Source organism: Paenibacillus sp. 79R4, assembly GCF_013393165.1.
Taxonomy (GTDB): Bacteria; Bacillota; Bacilli; order Paenibacillales; family Paenibacillaceae; genus Fontibacillus.
The window spans coordinates 121,453-147,086 of sequence record NZ_QJOT01000002.1 but is presented as its reverse complement, the minus strand read 5'-3'; the positions used below and the strand labels follow the sequence as shown (position 1 = coordinate 147,086).

The 25,634-nt window shown below is 47.3% G+C and carries 28 protein-coding genes and 2 pseudogenes; 6 read left to right on the top strand and 24 right to left on the bottom strand.

Going from position 1 to position 25,634, the window contains the following annotated elements; translation table 11 throughout:
- Positions 1 to 13: 13 nt before the first annotated feature.
- Complete coding sequence (locus DMN77_RS02665; RefSeq protein WP_256872221.1) at positions 14 to 2,086, top strand: ABC transporter ATP-binding protein; 2,073 nt, start codon at positions 14 to 16, stop codon at positions 2,084 to 2,086.
- Positions 2,087 to 2,220: 134 nt separating this feature from the next.
- Here the strand turns inward: DMN77_RS02665 and DMN77_RS02660 are convergent, their stop codons facing one another.
- Entirely contained in the window at positions 2,221 to 3,390 is a 1,170-nt protein-coding gene (locus DMN77_RS02660; protein ID WP_256872206.1) for an MFS transporter, read from the bottom strand.
- Between the two features lie 6 nt (positions 3,391 to 3,396).
- Entirely contained in the window at positions 3,397 to 3,921 is a 525-nt protein-coding gene (locus DMN77_RS23725) for an MFS transporter (RefSeq protein ID WP_256872205.1), read from the bottom strand.
- A gap of 157 nt (positions 3,922 to 4,078) precedes the next feature.
- On the opposite strand from DMN77_RS23725, the gene DMN77_RS02655 reads away from it, so the two are divergent.
- Positions 4,079 to 4,696, top strand: coding sequence for a TetR/AcrR family transcriptional regulator (locus DMN77_RS02655; RefSeq protein ID WP_068780817.1), 618 nt, complete (start codon positions 4,079 to 4,081; stop codon positions 4,694 to 4,696).
- Positions 4,697 to 4,774: 78 nt separating this feature from the next.
- Here DMN77_RS02655 and DMN77_RS02650 read toward each other — a convergent pair whose 3' ends face one another.
- From DMN77_RS02650 to DMN77_RS02640, 3 genes are all read right to left on the bottom strand, one after another.
- Entirely contained in the window at positions 4,775 to 5,692 is a 918-nt protein-coding gene (locus tag DMN77_RS02650) for an S-layer homology domain-containing protein (RefSeq protein WP_372775250.1), read from the bottom strand.
- 269 nt (positions 5,693 to 5,961) lie between these two features.
- Complete coding sequence (locus tag DMN77_RS02645; protein WP_157259352.1) at positions 5,962 to 6,099, bottom strand: hypothetical protein; 138 nt, start codon at positions 6,097 to 6,099, stop codon at positions 5,962 to 5,964.
- 202 nt (positions 6,100 to 6,301) lie between these two features.
- A complete protein-coding gene (locus DMN77_RS02640; RefSeq protein ID WP_179013387.1) occupies positions 6,302 to 6,640 on the bottom strand; it encodes a BC1872 family protein in 339 nt (112 codons plus the stop codon).
- A gap of 189 nt (positions 6,641 to 6,829) precedes the next feature.
- On the opposite strand from DMN77_RS02640, the gene DMN77_RS02635 reads away from it, so the two are divergent.
- Positions 6,830 to 7,486 carry a CatB-related O-acetyltransferase gene (locus DMN77_RS02635; protein ID WP_179013386.1) on the top strand — a complete coding sequence of 219 codons (657 nt, stop codon included), beginning with the start codon at positions 6,830 to 6,832 and terminating at the stop codon, positions 7,484 to 7,486.
- Positions 7,487 to 7,563: 77 nt separating this feature from the next.
- On the opposite strand, the gene DMN77_RS02630 is transcribed toward DMN77_RS02635, so the two are convergent.
- Both DMN77_RS02630 and DMN77_RS02625 read right to left on the bottom strand, forming a co-directional pair.
- Positions 7,564 to 8,016, bottom strand: coding sequence for a hypothetical protein (locus DMN77_RS02630; RefSeq protein ID WP_068780813.1), 453 nt, complete (start codon positions 8,014 to 8,016; stop codon positions 7,564 to 7,566).
- 131 nt (positions 8,017 to 8,147) lie between these two features.
- The gene (locus DMN77_RS02625) at positions 8,148 to 9,230 is read right to left on the bottom strand and encodes a CobW family GTP-binding protein (RefSeq protein WP_179013384.1); all 1,083 of its coding nucleotides are present in this window, start codon (positions 9,228 to 9,230) and stop codon (positions 8,148 to 8,150) included.
- Positions 9,231 to 9,466: 236 nt separating this feature from the next.
- Between DMN77_RS02625 and DMN77_RS02620 the strand changes: the two genes are divergently transcribed.
- Positions 9,467 to 9,982 (top strand): MogA/MoaB family molybdenum cofactor biosynthesis protein, encoded by a 516-nt coding sequence (locus DMN77_RS02620; protein WP_068780812.1) that lies wholly within the window; start codon positions 9,467 to 9,469, stop codon positions 9,980 to 9,982.
- A gap of 63 nt (positions 9,983 to 10,045) precedes the next feature.
- Here DMN77_RS02620 and DMN77_RS02615 read toward each other — a convergent pair whose 3' ends face one another.
- From DMN77_RS02615 to DMN77_RS02595, 5 genes and pseudogenes are all read right to left on the bottom strand, one after another.
- Entirely contained in the window at positions 10,046 to 10,561 is a 516-nt protein-coding gene (locus DMN77_RS02615; protein ID WP_068780811.1) for a hypothetical protein, read from the bottom strand.
- 172 nt (positions 10,562 to 10,733) lie between these two features.
- A pseudogene (fosB, locus tag DMN77_RS02610) lies at positions 10,734 to 11,170 on the bottom strand (metallothiol transferase FosB).
- Between the two features lie 49 nt (positions 11,171 to 11,219).
- A complete protein-coding gene (locus DMN77_RS02605) occupies positions 11,220 to 11,792 on the bottom strand; it encodes a histidine phosphatase family protein (RefSeq protein WP_068780809.1) in 573 nt (190 codons plus the stop codon).
- A gap of 110 nt (positions 11,793 to 11,902) precedes the next feature.
- Entirely contained in the window at positions 11,903 to 12,439 is a 537-nt protein-coding gene (locus DMN77_RS02600) for a GNAT family N-acetyltransferase (protein WP_068780808.1), read from the bottom strand.
- Positions 12,440 to 12,542: 103 nt separating this feature from the next.
- Positions 12,543 to 12,717: pseudogene (locus DMN77_RS02595) on the bottom strand (methyltransferase); the annotation flags it as partial.
- An 81-nt stretch (positions 12,718 to 12,798) separates the two neighbouring features.
- Between DMN77_RS02595 and DMN77_RS02590 the strand changes: the two are divergent.
- A complete protein-coding gene (locus tag DMN77_RS02590) occupies positions 12,799 to 13,743 on the top strand; it encodes an SDR family NAD(P)-dependent oxidoreductase (protein WP_068780807.1) in 945 nt (314 codons plus the stop codon).
- 65 nt (positions 13,744 to 13,808) lie between these two features.
- Here the strand turns inward: DMN77_RS02590 and DMN77_RS02585 are convergent, their stop codons facing one another.
- The 7 genes from DMN77_RS02585 to DMN77_RS02560 form a co-directional block, all read right to left on the bottom strand.
- Complete coding sequence (locus DMN77_RS02585; RefSeq protein WP_179013383.1) at positions 13,809 to 14,672, bottom strand: phosphotransferase family protein; 864 nt, start codon at positions 14,670 to 14,672, stop codon at positions 13,809 to 13,811.
- A 116-nt stretch (positions 14,673 to 14,788) separates the two neighbouring features.
- Positions 14,789 to 14,917 (bottom strand): hypothetical protein, encoded by a 129-nt coding sequence (locus DMN77_RS23720; protein ID WP_256872204.1) that lies wholly within the window; start codon positions 14,915 to 14,917, stop codon positions 14,789 to 14,791.
- A 154-nt stretch (positions 14,918 to 15,071) separates the two neighbouring features.
- Positions 15,072 to 15,620 carry a GNAT family N-acetyltransferase gene (locus DMN77_RS02580; protein WP_068780806.1) on the bottom strand — a complete coding sequence of 183 codons (549 nt, stop codon included), beginning with the start codon at positions 15,618 to 15,620 and terminating at the stop codon, positions 15,072 to 15,074.
- Between the two features lie 20 nt (positions 15,621 to 15,640).
- On the bottom strand, positions 15,641 to 16,150 hold the full coding sequence (locus DMN77_RS02575) for a DUF6886 family protein (protein WP_068780805.1): 510 nt from the start codon (positions 16,148 to 16,150) through the stop codon (positions 15,641 to 15,643).
- Between the two features lie 101 nt (positions 16,151 to 16,251).
- Positions 16,252 to 16,644, bottom strand: a complete 393-nt coding sequence (locus DMN77_RS02570) for a hypothetical protein (RefSeq protein ID WP_068780804.1) — start codon at positions 16,642 to 16,644, stop codon at positions 16,252 to 16,254.
- Positions 16,645 to 16,687: 43 nt separating this feature from the next.
- On the bottom strand, positions 16,688 to 17,086 hold the full coding sequence (locus tag DMN77_RS02565) for a GNAT family N-acetyltransferase (RefSeq protein ID WP_256872203.1): 399 nt from the start codon (positions 17,084 to 17,086) through the stop codon (positions 16,688 to 16,690).
- A gap of 191 nt (positions 17,087 to 17,277) precedes the next feature.
- On the bottom strand, positions 17,278 to 17,706 hold the full coding sequence (locus DMN77_RS02560; RefSeq protein WP_179013381.1) for a hypothetical protein: 429 nt from the start codon (positions 17,704 to 17,706) through the stop codon (positions 17,278 to 17,280).
- Positions 17,707 to 18,391: 685 nt separating this feature from the next.
- Between DMN77_RS02560 and DMN77_RS23715 the strand changes: the two genes are divergently transcribed.
- Positions 18,392 to 18,523: a hypothetical protein gene (locus DMN77_RS23715; protein ID WP_256872202.1), complete on the top strand. Its 132-nt coding sequence runs from the start codon at positions 18,392 to 18,394 to the stop codon at positions 18,521 to 18,523.
- Positions 18,524 to 18,679: 156 nt separating this feature from the next.
- On the opposite strand, the gene DMN77_RS02555 is transcribed toward DMN77_RS23715, so the two are convergent.
- The 5 genes from DMN77_RS02555 to DMN77_RS02535 form a co-directional block, all read right to left on the bottom strand.
- A complete protein-coding gene (locus DMN77_RS02555; protein WP_179013379.1) occupies positions 18,680 to 19,762 on the bottom strand; it encodes a Gfo/Idh/MocA family protein in 1,083 nt (360 codons plus the stop codon).
- Between the two features lie 17 nt (positions 19,763 to 19,779).
- Positions 19,780 to 20,700, bottom strand: coding sequence for a helix-turn-helix domain-containing protein (locus DMN77_RS02550; protein ID WP_324254272.1), 921 nt, complete (start codon positions 20,698 to 20,700; stop codon positions 19,780 to 19,782).
- 16 nt (positions 20,701 to 20,716) lie between these two features.
- Positions 20,717 to 21,718, bottom strand: a complete 1,002-nt coding sequence (locus DMN77_RS02545; protein ID WP_179013376.1) for a Gfo/Idh/MocA family protein — start codon at positions 21,716 to 21,718, stop codon at positions 20,717 to 20,719.
- A gap of 419 nt (positions 21,719 to 22,137) precedes the next feature.
- Positions 22,138 to 23,136: an acrylyl-CoA reductase family protein gene (locus DMN77_RS02540; RefSeq protein ID WP_179013375.1), complete on the bottom strand. Its 999-nt coding sequence runs from the start codon at positions 23,134 to 23,136 to the stop codon at positions 22,138 to 22,140.
- A gap of 172 nt (positions 23,137 to 23,308) precedes the next feature.
- On the bottom strand, positions 23,309 to 25,615 hold the full coding sequence (locus DMN77_RS02535; protein ID WP_179013373.1) for a thiamine pyrophosphate-dependent enzyme: 2,307 nt from the start codon (positions 25,613 to 25,615) through the stop codon (positions 23,309 to 23,311).
- Between the last annotated feature and the right edge of the window lie 19 nt (positions 25,616 to 25,634).

Below are 25,634 nucleotides of genomic sequence, written 5' to 3'. Positions count from 1 at the left end.
GGTATCCAAAGAATTGCACACCAATGTTGCTAAATCACTATTTAAATACGCCTTAACGGCTAAAAATACGTTTATACTCGCGCTTGTTATGCTGGCAATCGGTGTAGCCGCCGATTTGGCCGGTCCGTTCATCGCCCGCTCCATGATCGACGATCATATGCTTGCCATCGAACGGCCTTTCTTCGAGACAAACCATCCCGGCGGTTCGGAGACCGTTAAATTCGATGGCCGGTACTTTAAGCGCGGCGACCGGTTCTCGGAGGGAGAAGCAAAAGGAGATGAAGTACGTCTGCTTCAAGTAGGCACTTCCTTCATCTTCGTGGAGCAATCGATCGCAGATGTGACCGGCAAACGAAGCTATCAAGACGGTGCTCTATTGCTGAATAAGAATGGAGAAATTCAGCAGTATCCGGGACAGAAACTAAGCTCCTCCGAGCTGTTTGCCTTCTACAAGCCTGAGATGCCTGGAATTATCCAACTGGTCGGCTGGTATTTCGCCTTTCTGGCGATCTCCATCATGATGGAGTTTGGCAAAACATATTGGCTGCAGTCTTCTGCCAATAAAGTCATCCAGAAACTGCGCATTGATGTATATGCCCATATTCAGCGCCTTCCGGTACACTTTTTTGATAATTTGCCAGCCGGCAAGGTCGTGTCACGCGTTACAAATGATACCGAGGCAGTCAAGGACTTGTTCATCGCGGTATTATCCAATTTTTTCTCCGGGGTTATCAATATGCTCGGGGTCTATGTCGCCCTGTTCCTGCTTGATTTACGCCTGGGACTGATCTGCTTGTTCGTCGTCCCTGTCATTTGGGCCTGGGTTGTGCTGTACCGCAAATTCGCGACTAAATATAATACGATCATCCGCTCTCGTCTGAGCGAGATCAACGCCATCATCAACGAATCGATTCAGGGGATGTCGATCATTCGTATCTTCCGCCGTGAAGATCAGACGCGGGAAGAGTTCGAGAATCTGAATAATGATTATATGAAACATCAGAACAAAATGCTTAATCTTAATGCCCTTACCTCCCATAACCTGGTTAACGTAATTCGCAGCCTCTCCTTTGCCGTTGTATTATGGTTCTTCGGTTCGGAGCAGCTTAGCGGAGCCGGCATCATCTCGCTTGGCGTCCTCTATGCCTTCGTTGATGTTCTGGGACGGCTGTTCCAGCCGATCACGGGGATGGTCAACCAGCTCGCTGCGCTGGATTCCTCCATGGTATCTGCCGGAAGAGTGTTCACGCTTATGGATGAGCCGGGCGAAGAGGTAACAGACGGTTCGATGCCGCGTTATAAAGGGAATGTGGAATTTAAGGATGTATCATTCGCTTACAAACGCGATTACGTCTTGAAGGATATATCATTCGAGGCCAAGCAAGGTCAAACCGTTGCCCTCGTAGGCCATACCGGCTCCGGCAAGAGCTCGATCATCAACCTTCTGTTCCGCTTCTACGATCCGCAAAAAGGAATGATCACGATCGACGGGCAGCCTATCAAGGATCTGCCGAAGCAATGGATCAGACAGCATATGGGCATCGTACTGCAGGATCCTTATCTGTTCACGGGTACGATCGCTTCCAACGTCAGTCTCGGCGACAAGCATATCTCCCGGGAGCGGATAGAGAAAGCGCTGGAAGATGTCGGGGCCACGCGCATTCTGGCCCATCTTCCCAAGGGACTGGATGAGCCTGTCGTGGAGAAAGGCAGTACGTTATCCGCAGGCGAACGGCAGTTGATCTCCTTCGCTCGGGCGCTGGCCTTCGATCCGGCGATCCTGATTCTCGATGAAGCAACGGCTAACATTGATACCGAAACCGAAGCTCTCATTCAAGAGGCGCTGGAGGTGCTGAAGCGCGGACGCACGACCTTTATCATCGCGCACCGCCTATCGACCATTCGCAGTGCAGACCAGATTCTGCTGCTGCATCACGGCGAAATCGTCGAACGCGGCACGCACGACGAGCTTCTGGCCAAAGGCGGACGTTATTATCAGATGTACCGCCTGCAGCATGGGGCGGCTGACATACAGGCTCCCTCCTCCGCTCCCAGCGCTGCCTCATCAGCTTCGGCGATGGTGTAATGCTTTAGGGTGGTTTGACAGAATCAGAGCAAATGACGACTAAAACTATAGAAGAGCAAGCATTAAGGTTTACCCGCCTTGATGCTTGCTCTTTGTGTCTAAAATTAGCGAGAGAGATACTTTGAACGCTTATGCTATGCCACGTTCATCGTCGATCGATCAGCCGATTTGTCCGAATCTTTTTCTGCTCTGCGTTTATCGCTCATCCATGCAAATATAAGCCCCGGCAATAACATGAAGCTGGCGTAAATAAAGGATTTACGGAAGCCATTGACAGAAGCTTGCTTCAAATCCGCTCCGGCTGATGCAAGCAATAGCTTCACTTCCTTCATCTGATCGTCCTGAGCAGCAGCAAATATCTTTTGCTGCTCTGCATTAAGCTTGGCGGCCGCTGCCTCCACCCCCTGTATGATCTGACCAGACAACTCTGCCTCTTGTAACTCGCTGTCTGATCTGGTCTGCGCGCGGCTTGCCTGTTCTTCCACTACAGCAACGAAAACTTCTTTTACAACCGGCATTAGCCTCTGACTCTCTCTCACTTGCTCTAAAATCCGCACCTGCGCTGTTTGCATCTCCCCGATTATACTCTGCTGCAGCAGAGTAACGATGATGGCAACTCCCAATACGCTACCAATTGATTTAGTCATATTCATTACACCTGATGCAATACCGACCTTCTCTTCAGGCACATGACGTACTCCCGCCGACATTAGCGGAGCCAGTGTCAAGCCGAGACCCAGGCCAGCGATAAATAACCGAAGCAGCACAGCGCTTATTGGGGATTGGGCATCCAAGTTGCTCATAGCGTAGATGGCGCCGCAAATGATCGCAACCCCTGTCACTCCAAACCAGCGGCTACCATATTTATTGGATAATCCCCCTGAGACTGCGGAACTGATGATGGAGCCAGCAGCTAATATCGATAATACCAGACCTGCCTTTAATTCCGTCATTCCCATCTCTCTAGTCAGGAAAAAAGATGTCAGCAGGGTTAGGTTGGATAATGCCGCTCCAACTATAAATAGCGCTAATGAAGTGCCGTTAAACTCCTTGATTTTTAGCAACATCAACGGAAGCATCGGCTCCTTTCCCCGTGTCTGCAAATGGAAGAAAAAGGCGGTCAGTATCAGACCTGCGCCGAGTAAGGTATAAAATTCGGCAGAGTTCCAACCATAATCATTTGCTTTAACAAAGGCATAGGTGATACATAGCATACCGGCAGTAATGGAGAGCATGCCGCCATAATCTACCGACTTGCCTGCCATTTCATCCCGTGATTCTTTAATGAACAGAAGGGTCAGCAAGATGCTTCACAGACCTAGCGGAACATTAACATAGAATATCCATTGCCAATTCAGTTTTTCCGTTAAAATCCCACCCAGCGATGGCCCGCTGGCTGCGGCAAGTCCTGCAACCGCTCCCCATATACCGATGATTATCCCATGCTTTTCTTTTGGAAAAGTCGTCGTCGTCAATGGAATCGTTACAGGCACGATGATGGCTCCAGCTAATCCCTGGATTGCCCTGAACAATATCAGCATGCCAAGCGAGTTGGATAGCCCGGATAGCAAAGAAGACAACGTAAACAGGACTAATCCTAAAATAAATACTTTTTTGCGTCCGAACTGATCCGCCAGTCTGGACGCCGTCAAAATCAGTGCGGCAAAAGCCAAATTGTAACCATTCATCACCCAGGAAATTTGCGAAACCGTGCCACCGAAGTAACTTGTCATTTCAGGCAGAGCAATGTTAACTATCGTTGTATCAAGTAAGGCCATAAAATATCCTAACAAAATGGCTGAAAAAGCCAGTACAGCTCTAAATCGTGTATTCATCTCCCTCACCCTTTTACAAATATGAACTTAAGTTCGCTTTTTATTATATGAACTTTATTTCACATTTGTCAATAAAATTATGAACTATAGTTCATCTTTTGTTGACAGGCCTATTATTCTCACCTACAATCGTAATTACAAAGGGGGCAATGGAGAAGTGACCGATAATGAGAGCAAAATCCGGATACCGCGGCAAGAACGAAGCATCAAAACAAAAGAAGCCATTTTACAAGCAGCGTTGGAGCTTTTTTCCGAGAAAGGATATCATAATACCAACACGAAAGAGATCGCTGCTGCGGCGGGTGTATCCACCGGTAGCTTCTATTCCTATTACAAGGACAAACGCGACGTATTTTTGGATTCGCTTATTATTTATAACAATACTCTCATGGAGCGGATCGATACTTATCTTGACGGTGTTGACCTACATTCCATGGACAAGATTGATTTTATTCGGGAGGTTATCGATAGCCTTATTTTCTCTCACAAGGCGTTTACCAAGTTCCACAAAGAATTGGCCGTGATGTATAATTCAGATTCTGAAGTTCAAACGCTTATGGATACACAATTTGAACTCGGACGCCGGAAAACTCTCGATTACTTATTAATGAACCCTGAGGATCTCAAAGTGGACAATCTTGAAGCTGCTTCTGTCGTCGTCTTCGAGACACTGAACAGAGTCGTGGATATCATTGTCTTTTCTCCTCAAATTGTCGATGTCGAACTGCTAAAAACCGAGCTTGCGAAGATGCTCGTAGCTTATTTATATAAATAATGATCTGAAGCCTTGTTATAAATGCAAACAACGCAGCCCGACTCGGCTGCGCTGTTTGCATTTATGCTATCGAATTGTTTATTTCATAGGTTTAAGCTCCGTCGGTGAAGTGTCATGAACCAGCGCGACTTTATAGAAGCTGGAAATATAGGTTTCCGTTTTCGTCGTCGTAATAACCTGTGGATACATTTGCCCCGGCTTGGGAGAGAGCAGCTCATAATAAATGGTTGCTACCTGATCTTTGCCGAAGTCCACTTTGGTAACCGTAATCCCGTAACCTGGATTTGGCTGGTTCTCACGCTGTAGAATTACTTTGTTGATCTGATCATTCACTTTTTCCACACTATACGTGACTTCGTCCTGCATCGAATCATCCGCTTTCCCGTGATTATCTACAAACTCGCGACTGTTGTAGATCCATTTTGCTGCTTCTATTCGGGTGAGCGGCTGTTTGGGGTGGAATTTGCCCGCATCATCCAGCTTAGTAATCTTCATAAGCAGCAAAGCTTGAACACTGTTAAAATAACTTTTCGTCACTTCATCGGCATCCGCGATCTGAATAAGCATGGCGATGAGCGGATATTCACCGGTCGCATGGATCCCTTGCTGGAGCAGGAAGGCGAATTGTTCCCGTGTAAGCTCCTTGCTGACCGAGAAACCTTGTGGCCATACGATGCCATTGTCCGCCGCGATCGCCAGCGATTCATCATACCAATGCCAATTTTTAGCTTTGCTTTGCGAACTCGCCTGGTTCTCAGACTTAGCTTTCAATCCCAATGCCTGTACGATCATATGAACGCCCTGGGCCCCGGTCACCTTACCGAGCGGAATGAACTTATCCTTCGTCATCCCCTGGATCATTCCTCTGTCCTGCAGGGATTCAACCATTCGCGCATCGTCCCCCTGCACATCATTAAATGCCGATGCAGCAGGAACAAGCAGGAGCGACCCGGATAAAAATGCCGCAACAGCCAGATTTAATTTCTTCCTTCTCACGATAGATCACCTCTGCTCCAATAGACGTGCCTGGCCGCCAAATGTTGCACTATTTTTCCATAATTTATGATTGGACCTTTGCTCTATATATTGCTGCGACCTTTCTGCACACCCTGATTCAGCACAGAAAGTCCGCCATCTGCTGGTATATACAACAAACCCACCTACCGATCAAGGCAAGTGGGACAGTTCAAGATTTTCGGATTCTCACCCGCCGGACGGGAGGCACTATGTTCTTGCCGCATCAAGGCAAGTCTAATTTCATCAGACTATAGCTTCGACTTACGGGACGCACCTTTAGAGGCTTTTGCATCTTCATCAGCTGCAAATTCCGTATCAAGATTTGGAACACCTAATTTCTTTTTAACTTGCTTGGAGCTATGCTTCGCATTATCCTTCTTGTTCATCACATTACACCTCCTCAAGTCGCGTGCCTCGGCAATTATCCGAACGGTCTGTGATAACCACGTTTACTTCTTAAGTATTATGTGATGAACAGCTCCACCCTATGCTGTTTTTCCGCTTCTTTGCTCTTATTATCGGCCAGGATCTACGCCTTTTAGGTTCGATCTCCTGCGTCTTCTCTGCCTATCCTCCGCTTTGTCATCGCTACTCTTCCCCTAATACAGCTAACAAAGCGGCCTTACATATAGCACCTTCAGCAGTATCATCTACCACGTTAATACTCGTCTTTCCGTTCCTATAAAACGTTGCCTCCCACCGCTCTCCTTCATTGTTTAAAATAAATAGCCAGCCTTTCTCCTTCATTTCCTTTACAACATCGAATGCCGCATGAACATCTCTGCTGTAATCTCTCGGGGAAAAAGACGTATTGCCCCGCAACAATCTTCCGGGTCTATGCCTATCAGGCGGATACTCAAAAACCTCTAACGCCACGGCATAATTTAACCTTTCAAATTCAAAGTCCAGTATATCTTCAGGTGTCATGCTTCTCCCTCCTTTTCGATGACTTTCACTGCGTTTGACCAGCGGATCCTTCGTTTGTTAAAATCAGACTACAAACAGGAAAAGGATGAGGACGATGGTTCGTCGTTTGAAACGGTTTAAGAATGTAGCTATTGCACTAAGCTTCTAAGTAAAAAGGGATTCATACTACTTAGAAGCGAGGAAAAAATAATGAAACAACACCGATTTGACCATTGGTCTGAAATAAAGTATCTCAAGGAATTGGTCACCAACCCCATGATTACTGTAGGCGAATATTCATACTATTCCGGTTATTACGATCATCATGATTTTGAAGATGGCTGCGTAAGGTACCTATGGGGAGATGAAAAATCAAGAGCGTTATTTAATCCCGTCCAGGACTATGGTTGGCAGCTGGATAAGCTGATCATTGGAAATTACGTATGCATAGCAAGTGGTGTAATTATTTTAATGGGTGGCAATCACAATCATCATCCGGAGTGGATTACCGTGTATCCATTTGTAGAGCACATTGAAGCTTCATACAAACCTAAAGGGGATACAATCATTGAAAGTGACGCCTGGATTGGTATGAACGCCATGATTATGCCCGGTGTAACCATCGGTGAAGGTGCCATTGTTGCTGCAGGGTCGGTTGTTGCCAAGGATGTCCCACCCTATACCATCGTAGGCGGCAATCCTGCTAAGGAGATAAAGAAACGCTTTACCGACGAAGAAATCGAAAAGTTAAAAGAAATGCGCTGGTTCGATTGGAAACGTGAAAAAATTGAACAAGCCAGCCATATCTTATCAAGTTCTTCTATTCATCAATTGTACGACTTTTACCAAAGGGAAATAAAGAGTTAGCGTATAGTTCCAGCCCCTTCTTAATTAGTGATTAATAAGGGGCTGTTTTCTGTTAATACGGGTCATGCGGGTAAAAACTATTTATCCGGATCAATCTGATTGAATAACTGCTCTGCATATTGCTGCAGTCTGATCTCCATCATCCTGGCTTCCTCGCAAAAGATACGCAGCTCCTTAATCATCGCCTCTCTGCCCTGCTTGTCAAACGCTTCATGAATCCTAAGCTTAAAGTAATCATGCACGATATAATTGCGCTGCTTCCAGATGGCCTTCAGCTTCACCGACTCTTCGTCCGTAAAAGAAAAATGATGTTGAATTTCGTTCACCAATTGGCCAAGCGAACTGCTGAGCTTCTTGCGAAAGTTCTCGTTAAACTGTTCCGCGCTTTGCATATCTCCCTGCGACACCTTCATTACCATGATCAAATTGGCCAGCTGCTGCTCCAGTGCCTGTGAATAATATACCGCAAGCCCAAAATAGGTGAACAATTCCTTGGAATTCTCATCCCCCGGTACAAAATTCTCTTTCATAGCAACCTTCCCCCACAAAATTTCCTGTTATTGTCTTATTGTATCGCACCTATAACCGCTATACCAGAGCTACGAAAATGGGAAAATGCCAGGATTGACCCATCTGTTCAGCCCCCTGCTTGGACTGCCACTTAGGATTGCGCTGCTTGCTCCTCCAGGCTCTTAAGCCCCTCTGCAATTGCTGTCTTATCAAAGTGCTCGCCAATAAAGACAGCCACATCCGGCACATTTCCCTGCGGATTAATCTTCATAAAGTCTGCTTCCCGATAAGCGTATTGGAACATAAACCGGCTGGAAGTGTCGGAGAAATGCAAAATACCTTTGCCACGGTACACCTCTCTCGGCAATTCCTTAATGAATTTCTCAAAATCAACACTGTTCACTGGACCTGTAAAATAATGCGTATAGACTGTAACATGCTCGTGCGTGTGGTGGGCCGGATGGGACCCGTGATCATGGTGTTCATGATCAGGATGTTTATGATCATCAGCATGCGTATGGACATGATCCCTATCGTCTGCATGTTTGTCTCGCTCAAGACTATGTTCAATGGCTTGACCATCATCTCTACGAAGATGAGCATGCGTATCCGGACCTGCATCAACTTCACTTCGACTCAACAGCAGCTCGATATCCACCTCGCATTTCTCAGCTGTGATCACCTGGGCATAGGGATTGAGCCGCTGCAGCAAAGCTTGGAGTTCACGAAGCACATCGGCAGAGACAAGATCGGCTTTATTCAGAATCAGCCATGATCCACAGCGGATTTGTTCAATCATCAGACGATAGGTTTTCCCTTGCTGCGCTTCATACAAGGCGGCTAAGTGGGCTGCGTCCACCACAGTGATCATCGGAAGGATATCCAGCTTCAGCAGCAAGGATGATTCCGAGACCGCATCAAAAATCTCCATCGGGTTGGCCGCTCCCGTGGCTTCTATAATTACCACATCCGGCTGCTCCCCCTGGATCAACTCATAGAGCTGCATGCTTAGATCGCCACGAATCGTACAGCATATACAGCCGCCCAACATCTCCGCCATCGGTACCTCCGGGCCAATCAGCAGACCGTCCAGATTAACTTCACCAATCTCATTCATAATGACAGCCGGCTTAAGCCCTTCATCTTTCCATTTGGCAATCAAGTGCTGCAGCAGCGTGGTCTTCCCACTGCCCAAAAATCCCGATAATATGTAAATGGGCGTTGCTTTATTCATCTTTTTCATTCCTCGCTCTCTATAAAGAGTTGTTCAAAAAGCGCCTGGCTTCTTCCCACCGAAGCGTTATGATAACACAAACAGCGACCAACGCGCCCTATAAGAACTATTTTCCATGAATGCGAGTTTACACTATGCTATAGAATCACGCAACTTTCTGTGTTTAATACTTAATAAGAAGTTAAGGGAATATGATAAAATAGAAAGATAACATCACGTTAGAGAGGATAATTGATATGATACGATCAGTTGACGAACATCGAAGCCAAGCGCCGTCTCGCAAGAACTGCCTGATTATGACGGTGTCGGATACCCGGGATAAGAGTAATGACTACAGCGGACAATTTATTCAGGACCTGCTTGCAGCGAACGGATATAATGTTGTGGATTATACAATTGTCAAAGACGACTACGATGGAATCCGCCAATTGCTGCGGCAAGCCGCTGCACACCGAACTATCGATGTCGTCCTGCTCAGTGGCGGAACCGGGATCGCTCCAAAAGATATGACCTATGAAGCAGTACGCAGCTTGCTTAACAAAGAAATGCCCGGTTTTGGAGAGCTATTCCGCCATTTAAGCTTTATTGAAGATATCGGCTCTGCCGCTATCCTTAGCCGGGCGATCGCCGGAACGATCAGCAGTATGGCTGTCTTCTCCATCCCAGGCTCCCAGGCCGCTGTTAAGCTGGCGATGGAAAAGATCATTATTCCGGAGTTGCCGCATATTTTGAATGAAATTCATAAGAGATAGGCCTCTGCAAAAGAAATCCCCCTGCTAGGCGATAAACCGCCTGCCAGGGGGATTGTTATTAGTTTACAGCGAATTTTCATTGATCTGCTGTAATACCTGTTGGAAGACATTTTTGAGCTCAGCGCTATACTGGCTTTTCTTCTGCCCGCTTGAAGCATAGATCAAAGCTACCTTGCCCTTCGTCTCGATCACGTAGGCTTCATCCTTGGCCGTACCTGCACCATATACTTCAGATATTTCATTGATCCGATCCTGCTCGCTCGGATACACATTGAAAATCAGAAAATGCCGGGCATCGCCATTGATATAATAATTGTAGCTGATCCCTCCATTCAAGGCTTCCGCATACGTCTCATGGGTCAGTCTGATTCCTCGGCTGGCACACTCCGCCTGAAGCGATTTGAGAAGTGCGCTGTTCAATGTCGTTCCGCTAACCAATTGCCGATCATTTCCCTCTTGATAGCTCTTCATATTGTATCTGTCGAGTTCCTGCTTCACGATCTGCTGCGAACCTGAACCACACCCGCTAAGGAGCAGCACGGCCAGCAGTGTATTCAAGCCCCATGCCAGGCATCTCATCGGAGTAACCCCTTCCTCATCGAAAGCTAGTCAACTGTTGATGATGTTAGCATGGCTCATGTGCGCCCGCTTTATACCAGTTTTTCCCTAAGAGGGTTTCATAAAATTCGCATGGCTGTGAAGCAACTTTGAAAAAATTTTTAGCGTCGAAGCCTGAATTCACCGGGCCAAGTTATTTTTTCTTATCCGATTGTTCGTAAAATATCATATGCTCCTTCTCCGCCCTGTAATATTGTAAACGATCATGCAGGCTACCCGTATGGAATTCAAACATAGACCATCGGGATCGAGGAAATATATCGAGCGTTTGTCCTGCTCATCCCGCTCCCGACCGGGAAGCAATGTTACATCCAATGCGGTCAGCCTGGATATCAGCAGCTCAAAATCGGACTCTTCTATTGTAAAAGCAATGTGAGTATAAGTCCGTTCGGTCGTGTTACGCTCAACCTCCTCTTGATTCAAGGCAATCCATATCCCATTCACATCGAAGTAGGCCAGCTTTCTTCCCTTTACCAATATTCGGGCTTCGAATACCTTTTCATAAAACTCAATCGATCTATCCAGATCCGAGACAGAAAAGCATAAATGATTAATGCCTTGAATTTTCATAACATAACAAACTCCTTCAAGCTCTGAATTCCGTCCATGGGATTCGCCTTCAATCCTTCCACAACTTCGCAACTTGAATGAATCGCGTTCCTTGGAACTCCATTTTATAAATGTCCGGCTTCTTTGTCTCCATAAAGAAATCCCAGCCATACTCCGGATCAAAATAATTCATCATCAGAGTCATAACGTTACCATGTGTACCGATAACGATTTTCCTCCCCCGATGCTGTTCAAGCAAATCAAACAGTACAGGAACAGCTCTCTGCTGACAAGCCTTGCTCGATTCGCCCCCAGGCAGAGCATATTCCGGGTCGGAGAACATATTTTGCATTTCAGTCATAAACTGCTCATCCCCGATCAGATAGCTATCATCGGCAAACTGTCTCTCCCTGAGGTCTTCATAGGTCACGATCGGCAAATTCAGCTTCCCGGCCAACCCCTCCACGGTTAACACCGCTCTCGCATACGGGCTGGAGACGATCATATCGATACCTTCATCCTGCAGCAGCTCTGTCACCCGCCTGCACTTCAGCTCACCATCAGGACTCAATCCTCTTATTCTCTCTTCACCAGCCGTATAAGGCGACTCTGCGTGCCGTACCATATATATCGTCGTTAACATAAGTTGCCTCCTTCCAGCTGATCGCTGTTCATTTAATATTCTAGCTCATCCGTAACATTCTAAGTTGTTCATATCCTCCAAGTTTTTAGCCTCTATCAGAGCGCAACTTTCTATTTGCTATTATCAAAAGTAAACACCAGTTTCTTTCCGTCATCCGAAGTCTCCATAATCTGCTCCAGATACGAATTGGACGCATAATTTCTCAACGTTTTTCTCCAAAAGGCCTGCGCTCTCTTGTTGCTGTCCGTCGGATTCGTCTGCAGTTCCCAAGTGCCGGAATGAAGATGAAAGACCTGTATGGCGGCTGCTTCAGCAACCCCCTGACCACGGAAGGAACGCAAAATGAAAAATTCATTTAAATAAAATTCAGTTCCATGTGGTGTATAAGGCGGTGTCGCTACAAGCGCGAACCCTGCTGGAATATCTTCCACAGTGACGAGATAAGGGATTAGAATCGACGGCTTCTCCCACCAAATATCAAAAACTTTATTCTGATCATGCAGTGTCAACGTATCGTCCGTCTCAAAGACGCCGTATTGGTTCGGTCTCCATCCCCAGATTTCGGACAGATCATGCAGATACAATGGATATAGATTATTAATAATAAATTTCGTATTCTGACCGGTTAAGCTAATAGATACTTTCATGCCTTTATCGCCTCCGCTTCTGAGCTTAGCTTCTAGAATATGTGACTACAAGCCGGAGAATAACTATAGTTGTTCTTTACTGCTGCCCAACGGGTGCTCTTTATAAGAGCTTTAGCCCTAAATAACCATAACCGTAGCCGAAGTCAATCATCTTCACCGGTTGATCGATCCTCCAGACGATTTTTACTAGAAACTCCAGATAATCATCGTTATAGTAAAGACAACGAACGAGTATTGTGCAAATATTCAACCTGACTGTCCCAATAATACTCACTCATATATCGGCACCTATATTCATTATTGCTACTAAATTCACATATATTGATATTGTGCTAATCCTAGAAACGAGGAGGAGAAACATGAGAGATCGTATGGTGGTGATCATTAGCGGTGCCAACTCCGGGATTGGCAGAGCAGCCGCCTCTAGGTTTGCTTCCGCAGGGTTTCATGTAGTAATGGCCTGTCGCGATTTAAGTGCAAGTCGCAGCGTACAACAGGAGATTATCGAAAAGAGCGGAAACGATAACGTAAGCCTGTTGGAACTGGATCTCGCTTCCTTGTCATCCATCCGTCATTTCTGCTCCACTTTCCGGCAAACCTTTGACCAACTGGATGTATTAATCCATAATGCGGCCTACCTGAAACATGGTGTAAAAACCTATCAACTTAGCCCCGATCAGATTGAGCTTTCCTTCGCCACAAACTTAATTGGCCCCTACTTAATGACAAAGCTATTAATGGAGCCGCTTCGCAAATCATCGGATGCCCGGATCCTTCATGCCTGCAGCACGAACATCAAGCACTTCTTCGATCCCAAGCGAAAAATCGAGTTTGACAATCTTCAAGGCGAATTCAAAGATAAGCGTCCTTATAGCACCTATAAAATGTACGGCGATTCAAAGATGGCGTTATTTATGATGACGAAAAGATTGGCCGAGGAACTTAAACCCGATCACATCCAGGTCAATGCGCTGCAAATTCCTGCTACCCAAATATCCAAACGGACCATAGATAACCTATCACCGATCTGGCGGACTCTCGCAGTACTCCAAAACCTGTTTAATCCCTTACCGGATGAAGTAGCGGAGTGCTATTATCAAATTTGTACGGCCGAGAAATATGCAAATCTGTCCGGGCATCTTTTTAATAAGCAAGGTGAGGTTATTTTGCCAGGTCTAAGCAAGCCTGATCCCCTCACACAAGCCAAGCAAATCTTCGGTTCCACTTATTATCCTGCCTATGCGGATGATCCTGATACCATTCAACAAGTATGGGAGCTATGTACAAAATGGGCCCAGCATTAGGATACAGGTGTGCAGGCCCAAGTCAGACCACCGGGAGATCGGAAGGAAAAACCGATCAACTAGTTCTATGCCAGCAAGTCTTCAGGTAGATACGGATTGTTTTTGAGGATACTGCGTGCTCTTGTTAATATTCCTCTACCCTTGGATAGCTCTGGAGCTATACGGGATAGCAGAATCCATCTCAGGCAAGCCAATGCCTCGAAAAGCTCAAAGTCATCCGCAGCAAACGCCCCCTCATCCATAAATAAGGATTGATAGGTCGAACCGTTACGTTCACCTGCATATACCTTCATTAATAATATCGACCAAGCAGCATCATATCTGGAGTCGCCTAGCTGTATATTGGTCCAGTCGATAATGGAATACTTTCCATTCAAGTACAAAATATTGCCCAAATTATAATCTCCATGAATCATACAATTCTGACGCATATTCACTTTTGGGACAAGCTGCTCAAGTAAAAGCTTGATATCCTCATGCTTCTCAATAAGCGGAAAGAAATAACGGACAAAATCATATTGAGGAAGCGAAAGCCCTTTCAATTCTGAAATGGGGAAACGATGTATCTCGATCAGATTACGGACAAGCGTCGACAATATCGATTTATTTAGCTTTTGGAGAGGCTGCCCATCATAAGGGGTCAGTAAAACCGGATTCCCTTCCAAATCCAGTCCATAGCCCAACGGCTGTGACACGGCTATCCCTTGAGCAGATAAAATCCGCAAGAGATAATATTGTAAGCCCACATCCGACTTGGATTCCCGGTTCCACACCTTAAGCACAGCATGATTATCAGCTACGCTTATTTTTACGACCTCTGCCTCTAATCCGGAAATCAGGGAGGCCATCGTATAAGCGCTACCGGGAGTCAATAGAGCATCTACAAAAGATCCCCCCTCCTGCCAACGGATCTCACTTATCTCGATCATCACACTTCACATCCTTTTTTATTTCTACAGCCTGGCATGATGATAGAATTCGCCATGAACCTCAAGCGTTCCTACCTTTCTGAATCCGGTCTGCTCTAACAGATTGATCTCCATGACTAATCCTTCAATCTTACTGTCTCGGATGGCGACTCCATTCCCTCATCGATCATCTCGGTATGCACAATCTCTCCCTGCGAATGATAGGCAAACAGATCAAACTTCTTCCCTTGATTCTCATCCAGCAAAGTGTAAAATAGCTAAATTGCGCATTTACCTCAAAAACCTCAGCCTGCCGGTTCAAGTCCAGTTACATCATCCTTAACTACCATGCTTGAAATTTGGGGATTCAATATGATTCCGTAAACCATTGGAAAAGGTGAGCTGAATTCAGTCCCCCTCCTATGATAACGCAGATTCCGCCGTATATTCGATCAACCAGCAATCCCTTAATTGCCCTTCATGCAGTTCATGCTGCTTGAGCAGCTTCTTCTTGATGAATCCGCACTGTTCATAACAAGCGAGAGCCCTGTCGTTCCAGGCTTGCGGATCCATGACCACTTTATCCGCTTTACGCTGATGGATCAAATAATCCCGCATCGAACGGACCAGCTTCTTACCAATGCCCCTATTCCAATACCTTGGCTCACCAATAAATTGATCCGTTCCGTAGATGCTCCCGTCCGTATCGGTGTACCCGTATTCCCGCCTGGAATCCTTCTCAAGCGGATAGAACTGGATGTAGCCGATCGCTTGGCCTTCATATTCAACAATACATCGCGTCTCGTCATCTTTCAGATAGAACCGTTCCCTAACCATTTTAAGATCATGGGGCCGATCACGTCCCTCATAGTATTGCAGCACTTCCGGATTAGACAGCCAGTCTGCAAGAAGCTGCAGATCCGCCTCTTTAATCGAACGGACTGTGATTTTATCATTTTTATAGATCATTGCTAACCCCCAGTTGTTTCTCATGATCTGGCATTCCGCAGACGTATCATTGAAAAATCCGTAACTGTAGAAGCAAGAATAGCCGCCTTCAAAGGATGAAGATTCGGAGTGAAGCGCAGTTCGATCTCATAAGACAAGAGCCGCTCCAGCAAATCCTGGACGGGTTCGATGCGAAGTGGCCTTACCGTCTCTCTGGAGATATAGTATCCGGCATTCTCATCCATCAGCTCAAATCCGTCATCTGCAAAGCAGTATTTGTATATCCGGGCCTGCTTGATCCGCTCCAGCCAACCGCTCTCCACAGCAATGATTGTATTTGCCGCCGCTTGCGAGAAAAATTTTGCTTGGTCAGCTTCGCTAACCCTTGGGGAATTTGCATATATAATGCGAGGGCATTCTCTGGGAAAAAGGTAATTAATCAAATGCTTCTCGTCCATCGCCCATACGACCGGCGGCAAATCCGGCCAAGCCTCAGCTTTTCTGGGAACAAATACTTCGATATTCCTCTCCTCACTGACATGATAAAGCAAATGATCCCGCTCCTTGCCCAAAAATGAGATTGAAGAAATGCTTGATATAGATCATGGAGGCATCGCTTGCTTTCATACATTCTGGGGCCTAATGAATTTAATCATCGCATAACTCCTTCAGAGATCAGCCACGTTTTGGCTTCTTCAGGGTCCATATAAAATGAAATACTCATCTTCAGCTTTGCTTTCCTAATTCCCCTCTGCAGCCGCCAACGATGAAAGCCCGACAATCCGACAATCGACAACTTATCGATATGACTGCTTAAATAGATAATATTTTGGATAAATGCGCTGCAGACATCCGGAGTAAACGAGGTCTTATCAAAATCAACCCATATTTTCAGACGCCTGTTGATACGTACGATAAATTCTTCTTCTTTCCGCATTAGCTGCAGCAGCGCCTGTTCATCCTTGTATTTGTTCCCATATTTGAGACAGTGAATCTCTCCCCCTTTATAATAATAAGGAAATGTCGAGCCACCCGGAGACTTCATCAATATCACTCCTTCTCTTGGAACGATCGCTTGCAACGCACCTTTATAAACCCATACCTTTTAACATCAACTCATGATCCTTCGATAAAATACATTGAAATCGTTCAACGCCAGGGTATTTTTCTCCTAGACTATGAATTTCGAACCCCACCTTACTGTAAAATCCCACTGCATCCCGATCCGTCTCGGCGATGATTTTAACTGGATGATAGCTTTGCCGATATTCATAGATTAACTTTGTACCTAATCCATGCCTGCGGTATTGGGGGTTAATGGCGATATGCTTCAGCTCCACCACCTCTTCGGAACATGGAACAATGCCTATCAATCCAACGAGCCGCTGATGAATCACAGCACCATACAGTCCTCTGCTATCATCCATTAAATAACGATCGAGTTCTCGAGATATTCGTTCGTCATCCGGCCACATACATTCAGCCAATAATGACCTCAACTCGTTACGATCACGATATGTTTTTAAATTTAACAAAACCTTCACCTACAAGATTTTAACTCGATCTGATAGGGTTCTGATTGGAGGTTTATCCTATCGTTTTTCCCGCTGCCGGTAAGGTGGAACTCAGCCTGGGCTACAATCGAATATATGCCAGGCCGCTCAAGCATGATTTCATTTTATTTCGTGCTGATATGTCCACCTCCATCATAGCTGTACTTGCTGTTTGGCTCAAGGAGGACTCCGATGCCAATGTCATTTATCGTATATGTTCCCCTGTCGATCGGTACTTCGACGCCATCAGGCGTATAGATAACATACGTAAACATCGCCGCCCCATGCAAAATCTCTACCTTTTTATCACTATGATTGCATAGCAAACCTTCAACCTCAAACGGTTCATTCGCTTGTAAATCCGATGGAATAACCATCTCCACGCTGAACATAGACTCAACCTTATCCGGATTACGCTGCTGTACGTAGGGAGGGGCCGTTGAGCCTGTGGGGTTAACGGAATTTGACGATAAGTTCTTCGCGCTGCCACATCCCGAAAGAATCACTCCTGCAACTACAAATACTAGCAATAAACGGAGATTGTTCTTTCCCATCTTCCCACTCCTTAAGCTAGAGATCTCTTCTATTCTTCTCGGCAATGTAAATGTCCAGAGCCTTGATTCCCCGATGCGTCAGCTTAATGGACAGGATAAGGCAATAAACACCTAACACCGCGATCAAAACAAAAAATACGATTATAAAAATAGGGAGTATCCATCCCAAAATCGTTGTAGAAGTATCCATCATACTTCCCCCTCTTTCAATCCAAATATGGTCGTCACTCGATTTGATTTTCAATATTGTACCATATTTTCCTGTACACCTCTGTGTATTCAGTTCTAAGGAAACACGGTATCGCTATTGGGACGAAAATAGGCTTAATCTATATCTAACGAAACTGGGTATCGCTATTGGACATAAAATAGCCTAAACGGCTTATTTTTGCCCAAATAACGATATGGTGTTTCGTTAAATTCTAGTTCGCCCTGTTTTGACCCATATAACGCTTCCCAGTTTCATTAGCGGACAAACCACTGCATTCCAAGTTCGATTTCATATACTCTCTCAGAGGCCGATTGGTTAGGGCCCCAATTCAAGCATCTGCACGTCTGCTTGTGTACAAGTGGCGACGGCGGATGGTGTGGGATTCGGAGTATAGGCCGTATGATAAGCGGGATGGAGGTCAGGAGCAAGGTTCGTACCGTGGGTGGTAGGGAAGCCGGAGTATAAGTATGGTGGATGACATGGAGTCTGGAGCAGGGTGTGTATGGTGAAATGGTGTGGGATTGGGAGCATGGGGTATTCGCTGGGCGGTTTGGGGCCAAGAGTATGGTGCGTACAATGTGTAGTATGAAAACCCAAACCTGGTAGCGTATATGGTGAGGGGTATGAATCAGAGCATAGAGCGTACGGTGGGCGGTATGGAATTCGGAGCATACTTTTGGATGGCAGTCGGCCATACACATACACGCAAAAAAAGAACGCACCGCTGCTTTAGCGATGCGTTCCTACTATAATGTAATGCTTCTAGTTCATGTATACGGCCTTGCCAGTACGTGCCGATTCGTAAATCGCCTCAAGGATCTCCGAGACTACACAGGCCTGTTCCGGCGTAACGACCGGCTCAAGATCCTGATCGATCGCTTCAATCCACTTTCTCATTTCAACGTCGGAGGCATTTTCGGCTTTGCCGTCATAGAAAGCTACCCCGCCGGAGCTAAGTTCGATCTCATTGGTGTACAGGCGGCTATATTTCTCTCCATTAATGCGCAAACCGCCCTTCATATCCGCGCCGGCTTCCGTTCCGCTGAGGCTGCATTTTGCTTCATCCACTTCAAGCGAGTTGAGCGCCCAGCTGGATTCGAGCATGACCGTAGCGCCGTTCTCCATCACGATCATCCCAAATGCCGAATCCTCAACCGTAAATTTCTCAGGGTCCCAAGGTCCCCAAGCATTTGCCGCATTCTCACGCTTGGCAAGTTCATGATATTTTGTGCCGAGAACGACCTTTGGCTTGTAATTGTCCATCATCCACAACGTCAAATCAAGCGCGTGGGTGCCGATATCGATCAATGGGCCTCCGCCCTGCTTCTCTTCGTCCAGGAATACGCCCCAAGTGGGTACCGCTCTTCTGCGAATCGCGTGCGCCTTGGCAAAATAAATATCCCCAAGCTCTCCTTCCTCGCACAGCTTCTTCATATACCAGCTGTCTGCCCGGAAGCGGTTGTTGTAGCCAATCGTCAGCTTCTTTCCGCTGCGCTTCGCGGCTTCAACCATTCTTCTTGCATCGGCCGCAGTCTTCGCCATCGGCTTCTCGCACATCACATGATGACCGCTATCCAGAGCTGCGATGGAAATCTCAGCATGAGCGTCATTTGGGGTCAGAACATGAACGATGTCCAGCTGCTCTTCAGCCAGCATCTTTTTATAATCTGCATAAACCTTCGCTTCTGCTGTCCCGAATTTGGCCGCAGCTTCCTCCGCCCGCTCAGGAATAATATCGCAGAAAGCGACCATTTCCACATTCTCCAGCTTGCTCAGGCTAGGCATATGCTTGCCGTTGGCGATACCGCCACAACCTACGATTCCAAACCGATATACTTTACTCATATATACTCACCCTATTCTTAGTTAATAGCTTGCTTCCACTTGCGATAAGCTGCGGGAGTCATGCCGAAGCGCCTGCGGAATACGGAATGCAGATAGGTCGCATTCGAGAAGCCCTCGGTCTGGGCGACCTGCTCTATCGGCATGCTGCTCTCCTCCAGTCTGCGGCACACAGCTCGCAGTCTAATGTCTTCCACTATTTTACTAAATGGACGGCTCTCATCCATGCTTCTGAACACCCTCTGCAATTGCCGGGCACTAATATTCAGCTTCTCGGCTACATTGTCCAAGGTCAAATTGTTCGTATAGTTTGCTTCAATATACTGGATAGCATAATGATAGCGATGCTCCAGCATATCGCGGATCGGCGCCTCGGCTCCGGTATCGCCCGAGTCCCAAGCCCGGGCTGCCTTCAGCAGAATGCTGATCACAGACTGCTTAATCGATGTGTAGAACCCCCGATACTTCCTATCGGCCGCTTCATAGGCCTCAAGGAAGCATTGCATCGCATTATGCGTATCCAACGTCGGCTTGAGCGGAAAATGGCGCAGCTTCTCGATGCATTCCTCCGCTTCAGCCGCCTCCCATGGGTCCACGTCATTCTTAAATCTGGGGACAATATCGACATGGAGGCATAATTCATCCATCGCCTCTTCCGGCGATGCCTCCTGATAGTGCATTACGCCGGGCCCCGTTAAATAGAACATGCCTTCAGCCAAGGTGAAAGGGGTATCCTCCAGAATAACTGCCCCCTTGCCCCTGGGGATGAAATGGAATTCAAACTCAGCGTGATTGTGAAAGTCAACAAATCTCCCGGCATCAAACGACGTTAAATGAAATCGGAGAACACGAATTTCATAATGCCCCCAAGAGACGATGATCTCCAATCTCTCCATCATGTCCTTCTTCCCGAACATGACTTCATACGGAAATGAATTCACCAGCCTGGGCTCCATCTTACTCGCCTAGCTGCACGGGCTGCACTACACGGCCTTCCTTCGCCGAGCGATTTGCCGCCTCCATCAATCTGGTCAACTCCAGAGCTATGCTGACATTCTCATCAGCCTGGGTATCCTTCTGAATATGCTGCACCCACTGCTCAAACGCGCTCTCGCGACGGTTTCCGGTGGACCGTTCATGCCAAGCTTCCCCAAGCTGTTCACGGTTGCTTCTGATCAACAGCGTCTCATCCGGCGTTCCATACATCAGCGTCCCTTCTGTGCCATGAACCTCGATCGAAAATGGAGAATGGCTATTTACAAACCCCGCCTCAACGATACCGATCGCTCCCGATGCTGTGTACAGGCTAACAGCGGCGTTATCCTCCACTTCTTTGCCTGTAATATAGCCGAAGTTCGCGCTTACGCCAGTAATCTCCTGGCCCAGGAACAGGCGCGTCAAATACATCGGATGACAGCCGAGATCGATTAACGCTCCGCCAGCACATTGCTGCAAATTATAGAAGTGCTCCGGCAACCAGCCGGCTATAGCGCCGTTATGAGATAGACGAACACGCACATAAGTGATCTGACCTAACAAGCCCTGCTTCAAAATATCCTGAATAGCCAGCGTATAACCATCATTCAAGCGAGGCAGTGAAACCGTCAGCTTCACTTCATTACGCTTGATCTCTTTCAAAATTCGTTCCGCTTCCTCAACGGTCGGAGCCAGCACTTTCTCAGTGAAAATATGCTTGCCCGCATTTGCAGCAGCGGTAATGATGTCTTCATGTCTATCGGTTGGAGCATCTACAATGACTGCATCGATGTCCGGGTTGGCCAACATCTCATCAAGCTTCGCATAATAGGGAACCCCTAGTTGTTCAGCCGCTTCCCGGCCGCGCACCTCATTGTCATCCCAAACTGCTGTGATTGCTGTGTCTGGGTGCTCCTGGGCTTGACGCGTGTAATCCCAAGCATGGACATGCCAGTAACTAACCTTGCCTATTCGAATCGTCATCTATTCCAGCCTCCCAAGTATATATAATTTCCTGACATCTAGTTATTAAGTTACCACAATAAATCGTTGTTTTTTAGTCAAAGTATACGACAATTATATATAATATCACGACAAAGGTACAACTATATCCTAACAACGCTGCACGGTATAAAAAACAGATCAGAGGGACTTTTCCCCTGATCTGTTAGCTTCACTTGCTTCTAGAGGTTGTTCAAAAAATCTACTTCAAATCACGGAGTGAATCAGGAAGCAAGCTCGACATCGAATCTTGGATTCAGCCAGGCCTTCCGCTGCTCTCGCACCCAAAACGTACGCTCCGCTCCTCATGCCCTGGATTCATCCAACCTTCTTGCAGCAAACTAGCCTTTTTGAACGCTCATTTCTATCCCTGCTATATTATCTAACCCTGAAGCCTTTAATTACTTTATAAGATTAATAACCTGTCTTCCCACGGCCTGTCCGGCGAGAACGGTCGTCAATGCCTCTGATACCCGCTCGAGCGGAAGTTCAGTGATCCCTTCAGCGAGCGCCGTCTCCGGCTTCCACTCAGCAGCTAGCTGCTGCCACAATTTTGAGCGCAGCGGCATCGGACATAACACCGAATCGATACCAAGCAGATTCACCCCGCGCAGGATGAACGGGAATACCGTAGTATCAATTTTATTACCTCCAGTTAAGCCGGAGATGGCAACCGAACCGCCGTATTTGATCTTCTTTAGTACTTCACCTGTCACCGTGCCACCCACAGGATCAACGACAGCAGCCCATTGTTCTTTGGACAGCGGCCCTTTCCCGCCAGCCGTGGCTTCCTCACGGCTAATGACCTCAGCGGCGCCTAGCGCACGCAATTTCTCACGGGCCTGTGCTTTTCCTGTGACGGCAATAACATGGTAACCAAGCTTGCCTAGAATGGATACCGCCATGCTTCCAACGCCCCCGGAAGAGCCAAGCACTACAACCGGCCCCCAGTCAGGCGAGAGCCCGTTCGCAATCAACCGCTCGACCGATAAGGCCGCTGTGAAGCCAGCCGTCCCAATAGCCATCGTCTCCATAGGGGTCAACCCCTCAGGCACCTTTACCAGCCAATCCCCAGGTATACGGGCGATATCCGCCAATCCTCCGTCCTGGCTCACACCAAGTCCGTAACCGGTGCACAGCACAAGGTCGCCGGGCTGATAACGGCTGTCGCTCGACTCCAGCACTTCACCAGCCAGATCGATTCCCGGAGTGATCGGGTAGCTTCGTACTATTTTCCCATCCGGAATGCTGGCCAGTCCATCCTTATAATTGACACTCGAATAGTGAACCCGAATCGTTACGTCCCCATCCGGAAGGTCCGCAATCCGGATCGTCTCTATCCCCGTCCGAAATCCCCGTTCGTCCTGATTCACTCGAAAAGCTCTATAGGCTTGCTCCATCTTATACTCCTCCTTAGATCTATCTTGGTAAAGGCCATCTATCAGTCGTAATCATTTATTTCTATTTTACAACAATAAAAGCTGGAGATTGAAATCTACCCACTCATTGTGGCATATTTCAATCTCCAGCTCCATGCTTTACTTCATATTAACTATAGAATAATTCCCGTTGCTACAGGAGAGGATTCTCATGCTTCGCCTTCAGAATCTGCCAGCGACGATCCACTTCCTGTTCGAATCCAGCTAACGCTTCGGCATTTTCAGGCTTAAGCAGATGGCGCGTCTTGCCCATCGTCTTCAGCCAATCCGTAAGCGGAACCCGTTTGTTCTTCTCCTCAGGATCATAAGTTATCGTTGTCTGTCCATGCTCGACCTCATACAACGGGAAGAAGCAGGAGTTTACCGCAGCATCCACGATGTTGGTACCTTCATCATCCGGGGAGATCCAGTTCAACGGGCAGGCGATTAGAATCTTGCCATAGACGAGTCCTTCATTTTGTGCATACCACTGTGCTTTGGCAGCCTTCTTCACCAGATCCTGCGGGTACGCTTCACTGCCGGTAAATACATAAGGGATATTCGTCGCCGCCATAATTTGCGCCGTATCTTTATGATGGAATACCTTCCCCTTCTGCACCGAACCGATATTCGAAGTCGAAGTACGATGTCCGAGCGGTGTCGAGTAGGAGAGCTGGGCACCTGTATTCATATAACCTTCATTATCATATTCGACAATGATCATGCGATGTCCGCGCAATGCTGCGCCAATCGCCGGCCCCATGCCGATATCCATCCCGCCGTCGCCAGTAACCATCACGAAGGTGAAATCATCCTGCAGTCCAAATTCATCCAGCTCGCCTCTGCGCTTGCGCTCCCAGAACATCTCGACTACGCCGGATAGCGTCGCTGCCCCGTTCTGGAACAGATTGTGGATGTAGGTAGCCTTATGCGACGAATACGGGTAGCCCGTGGTGACCACCATCGCACAGCCTGTATGGAACAACGCTACGATATCGCCCTCAATCCCTTTGAAGAACAACTCCAGGCCCGAGAATATACCGCAGCCGGGACAAGCGCCATGCCCAGGGGCAATCCGTTTCGGCTTCTTCGTCAAGGCACGCAGCGGTGGAATCCGTACGCCAAGCTTACCGGTCTCTTCGTTCACTTTTACCTGAATCAGACCAGTCTTCAAATCCTCGAATTTCATCGGCTTCAATACGCGTTGGGGCTCTTTGCTATTATCCCCAGGGGTATGTCCGTAGTAATCAAATGGAACTTCCACTTTATTATGCTTAGCCGCTTCAATCGCCAGTTCGAACAGCTTATGTCCGTCTTCAGCATAGAACTCTTTGCCGCCAAGGCCGTAAATACGACTGATCACTTTCGTTGAGTGATTGCCGTAAGTAAACAAAGCCGCCTTGATCTCATTCACCATATTACCGCCATGGGCACCAAAGGAATCAGCGCGGTCGCCAACCGTAATTGCCTTGACATTCTTGAGCGCTTCAGCAATTTGCCTCTGCGGGAACGGACGAATCATATTCGGTGCGATGGAACCCGCCTTGATGCCTTGCGCCCGCAGCTCGTCAACGACGTCCTTAATGATCTCGGAAGCTGAATTCATGAGGAATACAGCTACCTCGGCATCCTCCATCCGGTACGTATCAAGCATTTGGTATTTGCGGCCGGTAAGCTCCGCATATTCGCCAGCGATTCTCTCAAACACTTTCTCGGCGTTATACATCGCTTCCGATTGCTGGTATTTGTTATTGATATAATCCGGTTCATTCATGTAAGGCCCAACCGTAATCGGATGGTTGCGGTCCAGCGTGTCCGGGAAGCCTGCCGGTGGACGCTCACCTACAAAGTTCAATACATCCTTACTATGTGCGAAGGTGCGAACCCGCCGTTTTTGGTGGGACGTGAAATAGCCGTCCGAAGCAACCAGAACAGGCAATCTGACCTCCGGATCCTCGGCAAGCTTAAGCGCCAGAATATTCATATCATAGACAGCCTGCGGATCGCGGCACATCAGAATAGGCCAGCCTGTGTTCAAGGCAAAATACAAATCCGAATGGTCGCCATGAATATCGAGCGGGCCGGATATAGAACGGCAGACCAAGTTCATGACCATCGGGAAGCGGGTGCCGGATTGCACGTTCATTTGCTCCAGCATATACATATAACCGTTCGCACTCGTAGCATTAAAGACACGACCGCCTGCCGTGGATGCGCCATAGCAGATACCGGCCGAGCTATGCTCGCCATCTGATGGGATCAGCTTGATATCATGCTGTCCGTTCGCCTTCATCAAATCCAGAAATTGAGCCACTTCTGTCGATGGAGAGATTGGAAAATACCCCATGATATGATAATTAATCTGATGGGCGGCATACGCTGCCATCTCATTGCCGGATTCATAGACAATCCGTTCTTCCACCTTGGCTAATCTCTGTTCCTTCTCCATATTGATTGCCATCAATGTTACCGCCTTTCTG